This window comes from Streptomyces sp. RPT161 (genome assembly GCF_027533845.1).
In the GTDB taxonomy this organism is placed as follows: Bacteria; Actinomycetota; Actinomycetes; order Streptomycetales; family Streptomycetaceae; genus Streptantibioticus_A; species Streptantibioticus_A silvisoli_A.
This window is the reverse complement of record NZ_JAPZVN010000003.1, coordinates 160,526-175,065: the sequence shown is the minus strand read 5'-3', so window position 1 is coordinate 175,065 and position 14,540 is coordinate 160,526. Positions and strand designations below refer to the sequence as shown.

The following is a 14,540-nucleotide window of genomic DNA, read 5'->3' as shown; positions in this document are numbered from 1 at the left end:
GGTCAGTTCTGTGGCGGCCGGTCGCGTCGCCCCCGGCGCCGGTCTCGCACCATGTCCACGGTGAGCACGACGGTGAGCAGCCAGGTCGCGGCGACGGCCGCGATCACCGCGGGGGCCAGCGAGGCGACCGCCATCACCATCAGCGCCGTGGACGCCACCGTCACCAGGACCACCAGCAGCGGCCGCCACCGACGCAGCAAGCCGGCGGCGTTCGGGAGCCGCACCAGGCGCATCGTCCGCAGACGGCGATCCAGGCCGTCGTCCTGCCGCAGCATCGTCTCGATCTGCTCCAGAGCCCGGCGCTCCTCGTCGGAGAGTCGATGTCCGTCCATCGCCGACACCTCCGTGACCGCTCCCGAAGGCCTTTTCTTCCCACCTTCTACGGTAGCCGCAGCAGCGCCCCTGAGCGCTGGAGTTTCACAGTTGATCTGTTCCGGATCCGGGGCCGAGTGCCCCGGTGGCCACGACCGTTGCGCCATCCGTAGGCCGGTCCGTGTCGGGGGCCGTGTGACCGGGGACGTATGTGGCTCCCACGGCGCCGACCGGTGCGCACAGGAGAGGAACGGAGGGCGTGATGGTACGTAGCCGGGCATGGGTCTGCGTGGCGGCGGCCGGACTGGTGATGGCGGCCGGACTCGCTGGTTCCGCCGCCGCGGAGGATCCGAGCGCCGCACCGGGCGCGCCCAGCGCCGCGGCCGGTCCCGCGCCGTCGAACAGCCCCGCCGCGTCCAGCGCCCCCAGCCCGTCGAACAGTCCCGGCGCCTCGGACAACCCGAGCGCGTCGGGTAGCGCCAGTCCTTCCGGCGGCAGCGCCAGCCCGTCGGACAGCGGGACGCCCACCGTCGGTCCCGGTGACGCCGCCTTCCTCGGCGCGCTGCACCAGGGGGACCTCGCCGAGGTCAACGCGGGTCGGGACGCCGTGCCCCACGCGGCGGCGGCATGTGTGATGCGGGTCGGCGCCGCACTCGTGCGTGACCGCGGCGCGATGGACAAGGCGATCAGCACGCTCAGCGGACAGCTCAAGATCGCACTTCCGCCCAGTCCCACCCCGGCGGAGAACGACCAGCTCGCCCGGATCGGCAGGAGCGCGGGCACATCCGGCTACGACACCCAGTGGCTGCGCGCCCGGTCGGCGGCGCACACCGACACCCTCAGACTGATCGACCAGGAGATCGCCTCCGGTGGGCAGGGCGACCATTCCAAGGTCGTCGCCGCCGCCCAATCCGCCCGCCCGCTGGTGGTTCACCACCTGGCGATGGAACGCAACTGCCACCCGCTGGGCGCCTCGGGCGGACCTCAGCAGACGGCGTCGGGTGTTTGGAAGTCGCCACACGGCAGATGGAGCGCCACGCACGTCTCGGTGCTCGTGGTGGGTTCGCTGCTGGTGATCGCCGCCTCGGCGTGGGCCACCCGCAGATGGCACCGCGACCTGTCCCGCTGACCGCGGCAAGTGCGATGCGGGCCACGGAGAGTTGAACGCCCTTCGGGCTCAGCCGCCGTCGCCGTGGGGGCGGGTGAGGATCTCCAGATTGTGCCCGTCCGGATCGTCGAAGTACGCCCCCCGGCCACCGTCGCGGTGGTTGATGCGGCCCTTCTCGGCGTGGTGGGGATCGGCGTAGTACGTGATGCCCGCCTGCTTGATGCGTTCGAAGATCGAGTCGAACTCGTCGTCCGACACCAGGAACGCGTAGTGCTGCGGGGTGATCGGTTCCGTACCGCTGTCCGCGAAGTCCAACGTGACACCGTTCGCCGCCGTCACGGGCACGAACGGCCCGTAGGGCGCACCGACTTCGAGACCGAGCACGGAAGCCAGGAACCGCGCCGACGCCTCCTTGTCGTGCGCCGCGACGATGGTGTGGTTGAGCTGGATCGTCATGGCGAAAGCCTCCAAGCATGGGTGGCTGAAGCCCTAGGAAAAGGGTAGGTCCACTCCGCGCCCGCCCGGCACCCCCACCGGGCGAAGCCGGGGCACCCACTTGGGCAGGTGCCGCGCTCCAGGAAAAAACCATCGCCCACCCCCGCCGCAGGAGATACCCTGTGATCATGAAGCGCGCCGCTGTGACGACGACGCCGGACCCAGTCCCGGCGCGCTGACACCTGCCAAGAAGCCCCGGGGCGAGTGCCCCGGGGCTTCGTCGCGGTCACTCGCTCTGGCAGTACCGAGGAGACCGCCATGCACGACCACCGCAAGCTCGGCCGTGAGCTGGACCTTTTCGACTCCGACCCGCTGATCGGCGCCGGGCTGCCGTACTGGCTGCCGAACGGCGCCGCGGTGCGGCACGCCCTGGAGGAGTACATCCGGGAGGCGGAACGGCGAGCGGGCTACCGCCACGTCCACTCGCCCGTACTGGCCAAGCGCGAGCTGTACGAGATCTCAGGGCACTGGGCGCACTACCGCGACGACATGTTCCCCGCGATGGAACTCGGCGGTGAGCAGTTCGTACTGCGCCCCAGCCTGTGCCCGCACCATGCCCTGATCTACCGCTCCCGCGAGCACAGCTACCGCGAACTGCCGCTGCGGATTGCTGAATTGGGCGGAATGTTCCGCTCCGAACTGTCCGGTGTCCTGGGTGGGCTCACCCGGGTGCGGGCAATCCAGCTCAACGACGCCCATGTCTTCTGCACCCTGGAACAGGCCGCCGACGAGGCGCGGGCGGCGCTCGAACTCATCGACCGCGCCTACCGGGCCATGGGCATCCGCGCCGCCAGGTACCGCCTCTCGCTGCCCGGTCCCGGGGGCAAGTACGTGTCGGATCCGGCGATGTGGCGGCGCGCCGGAGCCCTGCTCACCGAGGTGCTCGACGCCATCGGGGCGCCGTACGAGGCCGAGGAGGGCGAGGCCGCCTTCTACGGGCCGAAGATCGATGTGCAGATCGCCGACGGGAGCGGCCGGGAGTCGACCCTGTCCACCGTTCAGGTGGACCTGTACCAGCCGCGCCAGTTCGATCTGCACTACATCGGACCCGACGGGGCGGCGCACCGCCCGGTGATGGTGCACCGCAGCATCATCGGCAGCGTGGAGCGGGCGGTGGCCCATCTGATCGACACCCGTGGCGGCGCGTTCCCCGGCTGGCTTGCGCCGGTCCAGGTGGCGGTGCTCCCGGTGTCCGACGACGAACTGCCCGACGCCCAGGCGCTGGTACGGCGGTGCGTCGAACAGGGCCTGCGCGCGGAGTGCGCCGCGCCGGACCGCGGTTCGCTCAGCGCCCGGGTGCGCGCCGCGCGACTGGTGCCTTACCAGGCCGTGATCGGCCCGAAGGAGGCCGTCGACGAGCGGGTGGCGCTACGGCTGCGTGACGGCCGCCGGATCGACCCGCTGCCGGTGTCCGAGGCGGTGGACCGGATCGCCGCACTGGTCGGCCGCAACTCCCTTGAACTGTGGGAGGAGTGATGTTCAGTCAGGCAGCAGTACGGCCACCCCGTTGACCTTGCCGGTGGCCAGGTCGGTCAGCGCCCGGTCGGCCTGCGCCATGCCGTACCGCTGGACGTGCACCCGCGGTCGGACCCGGGCCGCCTCCGCGAGGTAGGCCCGGCCGTCCGCACGGGTGTTGGCGGTGACGGAGCGGACGGTCCGCTCCTGGAACAGGTGCCGCGCGTAGTTCAGCGACGGGATGTCCGACAGGTGGATGCCCGCGATGGACAGCGTGCCGCCCCGGTCGAGCGCGGTCAGCGCGACCGGCACCAGTTCACCGGCCGGTGCGAACAGGATCGCCGCGTCCAGTGGTTCCGGCGGGCTCGCGGTCGCCGGGCCCGCCGACGCGGCACCGAGTTCCAGGGCGAGCCGCTGGGCGTCCTCGCCACGGGTGAGGACGTGCACGGTGGCGCCCTGGGCCACGGCGAGTTGTGCGGTCAGATGCGCGGAGGCGCCGTACCCGTACAGGCCGAGGCGGCCACCCGGCGGCAGCTCGGCGCGCAGCAGTGCGCGGTAGCCGATGATGCCCGCGCACAGCAGGGGCGCCAGTTCGTCCTCCGGCCAGCCCTCGGGCAGCGGGTAGACGTACCGCGCGTCCACCACGGTGTGCCCCGCGTATCCGCCGTGGATGTCCCAACCGGTGTAGCGGGACTCGGGACACAGGTTCTCGCGTCCGGAGCGGCAGTACGGACAGACGCCGCAGGTGCCGGCCAGCCAGGCGGCGCCCACCCGCTCACCGGGCCGGAAGTCGCGTACGGCGGTACCGGCGGCCAGCACCCGGCCGACGATCTCATGGCCGGGGGTGCACCGCGGGCGGCGCGGCGGCAGATCGCCCTCGGCCAGATGCAGGTCGGTCCGGCACACACCGCACGCGTGCACCTCGATCAGCAACTCCTCGTCTCCCGGCGGCGGGACCTCACGTCGCACCCGGCGCAACGGCGCGCTCGCCATGGGGCCCGGGGTTTCCACCACCCACGCCAGCGTCACGGTCTCATGCGTCATCGGCCGCCTCCTCCCGTGCCAGAGCGGGGATGACGCCGCCCGCGAGCACCGCCTTCCTCCGGCGGGGCGAGAGGTGGTGGTGTACGCCGTACTCCTCGTCGCGGGTGGTGTTGCGCATGCGCAGCCTCGGCTCCGCGTCCGCGGCGAGCGCGGCGTGCAGACCGGTCAGCCGCAGCCGATCGCCCGGCCGGACACGGTCGTAGTCCGCCGGATCGTCGAACTCCAGGGCCAGCACTCCGAAGTTGGCCAGGTTCTGCCAGTGGATCCGCGCGAAGGACTTGGCGACGACGGCTCGTAGCCCCAGGTAGCGCGGGGTGATCGCGGCGTGCTCACGGGACGAGCCCTGGCCGTAGTTCTCACCGGCCACGATCAGATGGCCGCCGTCCTCCCGGGTGTCAGCGGCGCGCTGCGGGTACTCCGGATCGATCCGGGTGAGGGTGAACCGCGCGAGCTTGGGGATGTTGGAGCGGTACGGCAGCGCCTTGGCACCGGCGGGGGAGATCTCGTCGGTCGACACGTTGTCGCCCGCCTTCAGCAGTACCGGCCCCTCGATGGTGTCCGGCAGCGGATCGAAGTCCGGCAGCGCGGAGATGTTCGGCCCGCGCTCCAGCTTGACCCGTGCCGCCTCGTTCGGCGGCAGCGGCGGCTCCAGCATCGCGGGGTTGACCGAGGCGCGTTGCGGCAGCTCGGGCGCCCGGTAGCCGATTCCGCGGTCCTCGGCCCAGTCGCGCGGGTCGGTGATCACCCCGGTGAGCGCCGAGGCCGCCGCGGTCTCCGGGGAGCACAGCCACACCGCGTCCTCCTCCGTGCCGGAACGGCCGGGGAAGTTGCGCGGGAACGTACGCAGCGAGTTGCGCCCGGCGGCCGGTGCCTGGCCCATGCCGATGCAGCCCAGGCAGCCCGCCTGGTGGATCCTGGCGCCCGCCGCGATCAGATCGAACGTCGCGCCCGAGCGGGTCAGGTCCTGGAGGATCTCCCGCGAGGTCGGGTTGACGTCGAAACTCACACCCGGCGCGGTCTGCCGTCCCCGGACCATCGCCGCGGCCATCGCGAAGTCCCGTAGTCCCGGATTGGCCGAGGAGCCGATGACCGCCTGGCTGATCGACTCACCCGCCACCTCCCGCACCGGCACCACGTTTCCCGGCGAGGTGGGTTTGGCGATCAGCGGCACAAGAGCGCTGAGGTCGATCTCGTCCTCCAGGTCATAACGCGCGCCGGGCTCCGCGCTGATCTCGGTGAAGTCGTCCTCGCGCCCCTCCGCCCGCAGGAAGTCGCGTACCGCCTGGTCCGACGGGAACACGCTTGCCGTGGCGCCGAGTTCGGCGCCCATGTTGGCGATGACATGCCGGTCCATCGCGGTGAGGGACGCCAGACCGGGACCGTGGTACTCCAGCACGCGGTTGACCCCGCCGCGCACCCCGTGGCGGCGCAGCATCTCCAGGATGACGTCCTTGGCGCTCACCCACGGCGGCAGTTCACCGGTCAGCCGTACGCCCCAGATCCGCGGCATGGTCACGTACAGCGGGCGGCCCGCCATGGCCAGGGCGACCTCCAGACCGCCCGTGCCGATCGCCAGCATGCCCAGCGAACCGCCCGCGCAGGTGTGGGAGTCGGAGCCGATCAGGGTCTTGCCCGGGACCCCGAAGCGCTGCATGTGGGTGGGGTGTGACACCCCGTTGCCCGGCTTAGAGTACCAGACGCCGAACCGGCGCGCCGCCGACCGCAGGAAGTCGTGGTCCTCCGCGTTGCGTTGGTCGGCCTGGAGCAGGTTGTGGTCGACGTACTGCACGCTTACCTCGGTGCGTACCCGGTCCAGGTCAAGCGCCTCCAGCTCCTGCATCACCAGGGTGCCGGTCGCGTCCTGGGTGAGGGTCTGGTCGACCCGCAGCGCGATCTCCTCGCCCGGTTCCATCCGCCCGGACACCAGGTGGGCGGTGATCAGCTGGTGGGCGACGGTCCCCTTCGCGGGCGTCTCCATGAGTTCCCTCCCTGTCGAGTGGGGGATCCACCGGGCGTACCCCCTTGTCCAGCCTGGCGCGTACCGGCCCGTCCCGCACGTGCGGGACGGGCCGTATCGGACGGCGTGGAACGGGTATGCCTAGGGGGAGAACGTACGGATCGAGGTGACCGTGATGCTCGTGTTGGGAATGTTGCTGGTGGGAGCGACCGCCGCCTTCGTAGCACTGGCGATCGTGGAGAACTTCTCAGGTGGGCCCGGTTACAGCGTGACCCTCTTTGGCCAGCACGTCGCGACGCTCAACGCCTTGGAGACGTTCCTGGCGGGACTGGCGCTGGCCCTGGTGTTCTGCTTCGGCCTGGCGATGATGACCGGCGGTGCGCTGTGGATGCGGGTTCGGCGCCGCAGGCGGCGTGCCCGCCGGGCGGCGCGGGAGCGCGATATGACGACCGCCCGCGACACACAGGGCGAGCCGCCCGCCGCTGAGGCCGGTGCCACGACGGGCAAGCCACGGCATCGGCACGGGCTGCACATCTTCGGGCACTGAGCGGAGCGGCGGCACTCCGGTGCGCGGTCAGCCCGCGCCGTTGGTGTGGAAGGCGTCGCACAGGCCGGTCAGCGAGTCCCGGGACACGATGCTGTCGCTGAGCGCCTGCTGGGCCAGGGGCAGGCCACCGCAGTGCCGCTGGCCCGTCGTCGCCCCGGTGCCCAGCGGCCCGGCCGCCGACGCGGTGCCTACGGCGGTCAACACCAGACCGGCGCCGAGCACGGCGGCGGCCGCTGACCGATGAACCTTGCTGACCCTGACCATGGGACTTCCTCTCCTCGCTGAAGGCTTCTGCCCGAAAGAACGGAAAAGTCCGCGATGGGTCACTGGTGCGTCGCCCTACGACGGCAACCCCGGCCCGCTCAACGGGGTGAACTCCACGACCTCCGGCCGCCCGGCGAGCTTGTTCAGCACATCCTCGACGGTGAACTCCCGCTCCGGCGTCACAGCGGCCAAAGCGGCGTTCACACTCTCCTGATCGGCCCACATCTCAACGACCCGCACCACGTCCACGTCGCCCTTGTCCTGGCAGATCACATACATCCGGCAGCCCGGTGCCGCCTCCAGCACCGAAGCGACTTTCGACAGGACGTCAGCCAGCTCGCCCCCCTTGCCGGGTTGCGCGCGCATGGTGACGAAACGGCCGATCGTAGGCGTGGACATATCGGGATGTTACCCAATGGAACGGATGGTGTTTCGCTACCGTTCGTGTCGGCGGGCCCCCGGGCTCACTGGCGTGAGCCCGGGGGATCGGCCACCTGTCGACCGCCAGTCGCGCCTTTCGTCCCACGAGGTCAGCACAAAGTCAGCACCGTTCATGCCCTGGGCTCCTCCTGCCAGGTGCTTCCTGAAGGCCGCGTGGACGACCTGCCCGCAGTACTCGCGGCCGTCCTGGGTCATGTGACCGTACTGGTCCACGGTGATGTTGATTGATGAGCCCGGCCACCGGGTTCCAACGCCCGCACGCTGGCATGGGGGACCGCCCAGTCTCCAGTCGTGGACGTCTGCTGCTGGCGAACTCAGGTGGCGGACCTCACCTCCTGCTCGGGTGCTCGGGCAAATTGCCACCCGCTCTGTCGCTCAACTGCCCTGCAGGAGCGCTATTGCGTAAATCGGCTGAAGAGGAGGTCCAGGGGCTGGCTGAAGAGATGAGCTTCGTTGCAAAGCCACATATGTGCTCGTCGCCAACATGACGTTGCTCGCTGGTGTCCGTCTCTCAGACGGGGCCGGGCTCAACCGGCTAAAGCGGTGGCAGGGAGGGAGATGTCGGCTGCTTCACGGTGCCGCGCGGAAGGCTCTCCGCGAATTCGGGCGTGGGTTGAAGGCGCAAGCAGCGTTGCGGCGGCGAGGGATGAAGATCAGGGCGTACAGGCGCTTGAGTGAGACGGTGCCGAGGGGGGGGCGGCGGCGCTGATGCCGTGGGCCTGGGCTGTGAGACGGGTTGTTCGCCTACTGGGCGTGAACTTCCCGTCGTTCGGCATCGCGAATGGCGCGAGCGGCGTTGATGAGCCCGATGTGGCTGAAGGCTTGGGGGAAGTTGCCGAGAGCCTCTGCTGTGGTGGAGTCGGTCTCCTCGGCCAGCAGGCCCAGGTCGTTGGCGTGTGTGAGGGCGGCTTGGAAGGCGCGTCGTGCACGGGTGGTGTGGCCGGTGAGGGCGAGGGCTTGGGCGAGCCAGAAGGTGCACAGCAGGAAGGTGCCTTCTTCTTCCTGCAGCTCGTCGGTGAGGTAGCGGCGGACCAGGCCGTTGCGGTCGGCCAGTTGGGTGGCGATGGCCAGCACGGTGGACTGGACGCGGGGGTCGTGCGGCGGCAGGAAGCCGACGATGGGCAGCATCAGCGCGGAGGCGTCGAGGTCGTCACTGTCGAATGCCTGGGTGAAGGCGCCCAAGGCGGGGTTCCAACCGCGTTGTTCGATGGCTTGGCGGATCTGGTCGCGCTCGTGCTGCCAGTGGGGCAGGCGTTCGTCGGCCTGGAGGATGGAGGCCATGGCGATGGCGCGGTCGAGGGCGACCCAGCACATCAGTTTCGAATGGAGGAAGTGTCTGCTGGGTCCGCGTCTTTCCCAGATGCCCTGGTCCGGTTGGGCCCACCGCTGAGCGGCTGTCTCGGCCGCCTGGACCAGGAAGGTGCGGGTGGCTGGGTCGAGAGGCTCATCGGGCGGCAGGGTCTGGTGAGCGGCGTCGAGGAGTTCGCCGTAGACGTCGAGTTGGCGTTGGCGCCAGGCGTCATTGCCGATCCGGACGGGGCCGCTGTCGCGCCAGCCGGTCAGGTGAGGCAGAGGCCGCTCGCTCAGATCGCGTTCCCCGCCGATGCCGTACATGATCTGCAGGTCGACCCCGCGGTCGAGTTGGGTTGCCGCGGCCCGGGCGAGGAAGCCGAAGAACCGGTCCTTCTCCTTCTCGCAGGCGGCCGTGGCAAGCGCCTGAATGGTGAAGCTCGCGTCGCGGACCCAGGTGTAGCGGTAGTCCCAGTTGCGCATCCCGCCCGTTCTCTCGGGCAGGGAGGTGGTGGCCGCGGCGACGATGGCCCCGGTGGGGGCGAAGGTCAGGGCTCGCAGCACACGCCCGCTGTGAACCACCTCGTCCTGCCAGGGGCCGACGTAGCGGCGGTGGAGCTTCGACCAGGAGCGCCAGCCTTCGATGGTGTCGGACATGCGGCGCCGGATCCGCCCCGCCCGCCAGCCCACCGGCTCCTTTTCCCACGCCGATCCGACGTGCAGGGCGAATCCGAGGCGGTGCCCCGCCGAGAGCGGGATTCGGCCGTGCGCTGTGGAGCCGCTCACCCGCAACTCGACGGGGCTCGACAACAGCAGAACATGGGCGCCCCCGTACGCCGCGAGCCCGCCTCGCACGGCTGACAGGAGTGGGTGGACGAGTCCGAACTCGGGGCGCGGCGCGTAGGCGATCTCGATGTTCACCCGCCCTTCGGTGCAGGTGATCTGCCGCAGGAGCGTTCCGGGGGAAGCGGTCCCGAGCGCGTGCCCGCGTTCGCGCCGTCCCAGGGCAAGGGCATCGTGCAGGACCGCCGTACCCGCGGTCGTGCGGAAGGTCGTCTCCAGAACAAGGGTGTCTTCCACGTAGCGGCGGCTGATCTCGCACGGGCCGGTAGGGCGGATGGACCAGTGGCCGGCGTCCTCGTCGAGGAGTCGAGCGAAGATCGCCGGGCTGTCGAACCGGGGCAGGCACAGCCAGTCCACCGAGCCGTCGGAGGTGACCAACGCGGCCGAGCGGCAGTCGGACAACAGAGCGTGGTCACCGATCGGTCGCGCACTCATACGTCGCAGCCCGTCCACCTCGGGCCGGGCGCGGCCCAGCTGGGACGACGTGAGCAGTCGCCTGTGCCGCAGGCCTGTCCAGGTGCCTGACGGGTGTCATTTGATCCCAGCCTCCCTGCACAGCGGATTCCCCCACCCAACCAGCACGATCGGTGGGTCGCACGTCCCGGCTGCCGGTGATTGACCCGTACGGGTGGCACGACCTGGTAGCGCGCCCTGCACCTGGCGTCTGGTCGGCGTACGTCGTGTCTCCTCGCCACCGCGTGATCAGCCTCCCTCAGCAACGACGTCCCGAAGTTGAGGCCTGGCGGCGGAGGGCGAGGAAGTATCGGTGGCGACATCTCCACTGGTCGGTGACGCTGAGGGCAAGGTCCTTGGCGATCCTGTGAAGCGCTGGTGCTCCCAGGCGCGCCCAGCGAAACGGCGGCCCCCTGTGGCCGTGGACGTCCTCGAACCAGGCGGTGCAGAGTTCCTCGACGTCGTGACGTTCGACCTCGACGAGGAGGACACCCGTCGGGGCGACGAGCTGGACACACCGGCGCAGCAGGGCGTGCGGGTCGCCGTCGATGCCGATGTTGCCGTCGATGAGCAGGATGGTCTGCCAGCCTCCCTCGGCCGGTAGCCGGTCGAACACCGACCGGCACAGTGCGATCCCGCCGAGAGCGGTGGTATGCGCCACCACGCGGGGAGCCACATCGACACCCAGCGCGAAGATTCCGCGACTCAAGAGTGCTCTGCACAGTCGGCCCGGTCCGCAGCCGACGTCGAGAACGGGGCCGGCGCAGCGATTGAGCACGGATTCGTCGGCTGCGGTGGGTTGCGCGTACCAGCGGTGCACCGGCATCCGGGTCCGGTGCCCGTCCGCCAGCCGCAGGTACATCGGTCCGTGGCCGGTTCGCAGGGCCTGTGCGTAGGGGTCTGCACCGGGGCAGGGCGATGGGTCCTCGTCGGACGTCATGGTGCGGCGTCTTGACCCGGTGCGGGTCGTTCCTCGGCGGCGCGCGCTGCCCGCCGGACGCGGCGGAGCTTGAGGGCGAAGGCCAGTGCGGAGGCGGCGAAGAGCACGGCGGTGATGGCCAACCACCGGCCGAGGTAGACCCCTTCGGGCAGTCGTGCGGCACCGGGGTAGGGGATCGACAGGTCGAAGATGAGGGGGAACCAGACGAGCAGAAGCACGCCGGAGAGGAAGGTGGGCACGCGCAGGTAGTTGATCCACGGCACCTGCGGTTCGGGGGTGGCCTGGTGCCGGAGAACGGTGTGGGCCGACAGGTCGGCGAGTGAGTACAGGGGCAGCAGGATCAGGTCGTGGAGGATGGCCGCGCCGACGAACCAGATCGCGACGTCGAGTGGGCGGACGGCGAACAGGCGCACCACGGCGTAGCCGGTGAGGGCGAACGAGGCGATCAGGACGAGAAGATGGAGGGGGCTGGAGCCGTACCAGCGGACGAAGCGGGTCATGGTCAGGTCCTGAAGGTGAGCCGGTGCACCCATTTGGTGTTGTTCACGCCGGGGTTGGCCGGGACGATGATGCGGGCTGGGTAGCCGTGGTCGATGGAGAGGTCCGCGCCGTTGACGTGCAGGGCGAGCAGTGATCGCGGGTCGTGGATCTGGTTGCCCCGTAGCACCACCGAGGCGTAGGGGCCGGGTGGTTGGACGGACTCCACCAGGACGCTTCCGGCGTCCGGGAGGCCCGCAAGGGCGGCGAGATCGGTCAGCCGAAGGCCGCTCCAGTGCTGGTCGGGGGTGGACCATCCCTCCACGCAGGCGATCGGCAGCGCGGCGGCATGCTGGGGCATCGCCAGGAGTTGCTCGCGCGTGAAGACCAACGGCGGCCGACTACCTCGTAGCTCCAGCCGCCAACTCGGCCCGAGGTGTGCCGGATTGACGCCGACGGCCGCGGCGGTCTTGTTGATCTGGAAGCCGTTCGGGCCGCTGCCTGGGGCGCGGTTGTGCGGCGCGAGAAGAGCGGTGTTGCGCGCCCAGCCGCCGATGCTCTGTCCCGCGGTGACCACCAGGAGGAGCAGCGATCCGCCGCCCACCATGGTCAGCGCGCCGCGCCGGGTCATCGTCGGCGGCGCGGGAGCTTGCGGCACCAGGCCGTCGGGGTCGGGGGGCTCGGGCCGGGTGTGGGCGAGGTCGGTGCGCAGTTCGGCGGCCAGGCCGCGGGAGCGCAGGGCGCGGCTCATCCGGCCGAGTCTGAGGCATACGTGGACGACGAAGGCGGCGATGAACACCCAGGCGCCGTAGAAGTGCAGGGTGTAGAAGGAGCCGGGGAAGACGTAGTACAGCTGGATGTTGAGGATGCCGGTGACGAACTCGAAGATCACCCCGCCGACCAGCATCAGCAGAGACAACCGCTCCAGCCCGTGGGCGACGGTGCGGACCGGCAGCCACTCGAACAGCTTCGGAATCACCGACCACAACTTGGCCAGCAACACGGGCACGAGCACCACACCGAGCGTCACGTGCACGCCCTGGGTCAGCCGGTACAGCCAGTACGGATGCGTGGGCCAGTCGAACAGGTAGAAGCCCAGCAGGCCCTTGTCCGGCGTCTGGTCGTTGATGCGGTCGAGTCCCGGGTTGTAGGCGGCGTAGGAAAGCATCCCGGTGACGAACAGCAGCGGGATGCCGATCAGCAGCACCAGGCCGAACACGGACGTCAGCCAGGGCCCGCGGATGGGACTGCGCCAGAAGCCGGGACGGAACGGCCCCGGGGGCGGGGGAGTCTGCTTGACCCGCCGCACCAGGGCCCGGGCACCAGCGGCCCCCGTGGCGGCCCGCGCCGCCATGGCATCGCGGAAACGCTCAACGCGCCCCGGCGTGTGGTCCTCATCCGACCTCGGGCGCCGCGGGCCGCCGGAGCCCGGGGCCGACGGCCGTCCGCCACTGTCCATCGGCCACCTCCTCTGTCCCCGAGCCGACTCTCAAAGAGGTGGCTCGAACCCCATCGATCCGTAACTGTCTGTCACATCGTCGCTACAAACTGGCACAGATGTGTCGGCTCTCCGTGTCTGGCATGCATGCGGGCGTCCGTCGCCAGCCGATCGGGCGAACCGGCGCTCCGCACGGTTCGACGGATTCCCGCACGCCGGCCTCATGATGGTGGGATGCCACACCCCAGCACACGGCACAGCGCCCCCAGTAAGCCCGGCCGCACCACGCTGACCAGGGAAGCGGTCTGGTTCGTCGTCCGCTCGCGCCTGAGGTGTGGGTAGCCGATGCCATGCGGTCGGCGGACCTGCATGCGGGTGCCTCAACTGTCGGCGGCTGTCCGTGTGGGAGTCGGGGTCAGCCTGACGAAGGGGACGTGGTCGCGCCCTGCGAGGTAGAAGTCGTCTTTGGTGCCGTTGACTTCCAGGCCGCAGATCCGCATCAACTTGGCGGCAATGCGGGGATGTTGGCTGGCGTAGTCGGCCATGGCGCGGCCGGATGCCTCGGAGGTGAGCGGGGAGGCGACGGCAGGGGTGCGGCGGCGTCCCACCTGGATGGTGACGGCCGGATTCCGGCAGATGTTGCGGTACCACTGGGCGCGGGCGCCGAAGCCCGAGGCCACCAGGTAGGTGTCGGATCGCGGGTCGTACCCGGCGACTTCGAGGACGACCTGGCGAAGCCGTCCCGTCGTCCGTCCGGTGTGCGTGAGGAGCAGGAAGCGCCTTCCGAGCAGCCACCCCAGGCGCCATCGGTAGAGGTGGATCGGGGCGCGCACCACATGCCGCCGCAGCCCGGCCGGTGACGGAAGGTCCTTCGACTTACGAGGCATGGAACTCCCCTTCTTCACCAGGGCCACGACAGCCCCCGATGGTCCGAACCCATAGCGGACGCTTCGGATCCCCAAAGCAGCCGCGCGACATGACCGGACTTCAGCGGCGCCCCAGCCAGCGCCCGACGACCCGCCACCCGCACTTGACGCATTGGGGTGCGCCAGCCGGCGTGTAGGGCGGTAGCACCCAGAAGCCCCCGATCTGGAAGTACTCCCGCACCTCCCCGCTCGGTGTCTCGCAGTGACGGACGTCGTACTGCCGCTCCCACTGGTGGCCACACTTCGGGCAGATGAACTCGACGAGGTCAACTCCCTTCTCGACATCCATGCGTCCCCCTCCGGCGGCTTCGAGCCCCACATGACGTCCATCGCATAAGCCCATTATTGCCATAGGCAAAATTGGCACAAGGCAAAACGTGTGCTGTTCGCGCGGCTGAGTCGATCCCCTTCGCTGGCGGTCTCCGCTGCCCGCACCGCGGGTGCCCAGGTCGCTTGGTCCGCTGTCAGTGCCTGTTGGCGATTTCGCGGCCCGCCCGCCCCAGGACGGCTTCTGGACCCTTCCGGGTGGGTGTACCGACGTCCGCGCAGG

General features: G+C 70.1%; 15 protein-coding genes. 3 read left to right on the top strand and 12 right to left on the bottom strand.

Annotated elements, in window-relative coordinates; all coding sequences use genetic code 11:
- Nucleotides 1-2: 2 nt before the first annotated feature.
- Nucleotides 3-332, bottom strand: coding sequence for a DUF3040 domain-containing protein (locus O5O46_RS08850; RefSeq protein ID WP_269854753.1), 330 nt, complete (start codon nucleotides 330-332; stop codon nucleotides 3-5).
- 242 nt (nucleotides 333-574) lie between these two features.
- Here O5O46_RS08850 and O5O46_RS08845 point away from each other — a divergent pair, with 242 nt between their 5' ends.
- Entirely contained in the window at nucleotides 575-1,441 is an 867-nt protein-coding gene (locus O5O46_RS08845; protein ID WP_269855143.1) for a DUF4142 domain-containing protein, read from the top strand.
- Between the two features lie 48 nt (nucleotides 1,442-1,489).
- Here the strand turns inward: O5O46_RS08845 and O5O46_RS08840 are convergent, their stop codons facing one another.
- Nucleotides 1,490-1,876, bottom strand: a complete 387-nt coding sequence (locus O5O46_RS08840; RefSeq protein ID WP_269854752.1) for a VOC family protein — start codon at nucleotides 1,874-1,876, stop codon at nucleotides 1,490-1,492.
- Nucleotides 1,877-2,119: 243 nt separating this feature from the next.
- Between O5O46_RS08840 and thrS the strand changes: the two genes are divergently transcribed.
- A complete protein-coding gene (thrS, locus tag O5O46_RS08835) occupies nucleotides 2,120-3,391 on the top strand; it encodes a threonine--tRNA ligase (protein ID WP_269854751.1) in 1,272 nt (423 codons plus the stop codon).
- A gap of 3 nt (nucleotides 3,392-3,394) precedes the next feature.
- Here the strand turns inward: thrS and O5O46_RS08830 are convergent, their stop codons facing one another.
- On the bottom strand, nucleotides 3,395-4,414 hold the full coding sequence (locus O5O46_RS08830) for a zinc-dependent alcohol dehydrogenase family protein (RefSeq protein ID WP_269854750.1): 1,020 nt from the start codon (nucleotides 4,412-4,414) through the stop codon (nucleotides 3,395-3,397).
- Entirely contained in the window at nucleotides 4,404-6,392 is a 1,989-nt protein-coding gene (locus tag O5O46_RS08825) for an aconitate hydratase (protein ID WP_269854749.1), read from the bottom strand. The genes O5O46_RS08830 and O5O46_RS08825 overlap by 11 nt, the downstream gene beginning before the upstream one ends.
- Nucleotides 6,393-6,546: 154 nt before the next feature.
- Between O5O46_RS08825 and O5O46_RS08820 the strand changes: the two genes are divergently transcribed.
- Entirely contained in the window at nucleotides 6,547-6,918 is a 372-nt protein-coding gene (locus O5O46_RS08820; RefSeq protein WP_269854748.1) for a hypothetical protein, read from the top strand.
- 27 nt (nucleotides 6,919-6,945) lie between these two features.
- Here O5O46_RS08820 and O5O46_RS08815 read toward each other — a convergent pair whose 3' ends face one another.
- From O5O46_RS08815 to O5O46_RS08780, 8 genes are all read right to left on the bottom strand, one after another.
- Nucleotides 6,946-7,182, bottom strand: a complete 237-nt coding sequence (locus O5O46_RS08815; protein WP_269854747.1) for a hypothetical protein — start codon at nucleotides 7,180-7,182, stop codon at nucleotides 6,946-6,948.
- 75 nt (nucleotides 7,183-7,257) lie between these two features.
- Entirely contained in the window at nucleotides 7,258-7,581 is a 324-nt protein-coding gene (locus O5O46_RS08810) for a putative quinol monooxygenase (RefSeq protein WP_269854746.1), read from the bottom strand.
- A 786-nt stretch (nucleotides 7,582-8,367) separates the two neighbouring features.
- A complete protein-coding gene (locus O5O46_RS08805) occupies nucleotides 8,368-10,191 on the bottom strand; it encodes a glycoside hydrolase family 15 protein (RefSeq protein ID WP_269854745.1) in 1,824 nt (607 codons plus the stop codon).
- 277 nt (nucleotides 10,192-10,468) lie between these two features.
- The gene (locus O5O46_RS08800; protein ID WP_269854744.1) at nucleotides 10,469-11,071 is read right to left on the bottom strand and encodes a class I SAM-dependent methyltransferase; all 603 of its coding nucleotides are present in this window, start codon (nucleotides 11,069-11,071) and stop codon (nucleotides 10,469-10,471) included.
- A gap of 74 nt (nucleotides 11,072-11,145) precedes the next feature.
- The gene (locus O5O46_RS08795; RefSeq protein ID WP_269854743.1) at nucleotides 11,146-11,649 is read right to left on the bottom strand and encodes a hypothetical protein; all 504 of its coding nucleotides are present in this window, start codon (nucleotides 11,647-11,649) and stop codon (nucleotides 11,146-11,148) included.
- 2 nt (nucleotides 11,650-11,651) lie between these two features.
- Entirely contained in the window at nucleotides 11,652-13,085 is a 1,434-nt protein-coding gene (locus O5O46_RS08790) for a molybdopterin-dependent oxidoreductase (RefSeq protein ID WP_269854742.1), read from the bottom strand.
- A gap of 359 nt (nucleotides 13,086-13,444) precedes the next feature.
- Entirely contained in the window at nucleotides 13,445-13,951 is a 507-nt protein-coding gene (locus tag O5O46_RS08785) for a nitroreductase family deazaflavin-dependent oxidoreductase (RefSeq protein WP_269854741.1), read from the bottom strand.
- A 100-nt stretch (nucleotides 13,952-14,051) separates the two neighbouring features.
- Nucleotides 14,052-14,279 carry a hypothetical protein gene (locus O5O46_RS08780; protein ID WP_269854740.1) on the bottom strand — a complete coding sequence of 76 codons (228 nt, stop codon included), beginning with the start codon at nucleotides 14,277-14,279 and terminating at the stop codon, nucleotides 14,052-14,054.
- Nucleotides 14,280-14,540 lie beyond the last annotated feature (261 nt).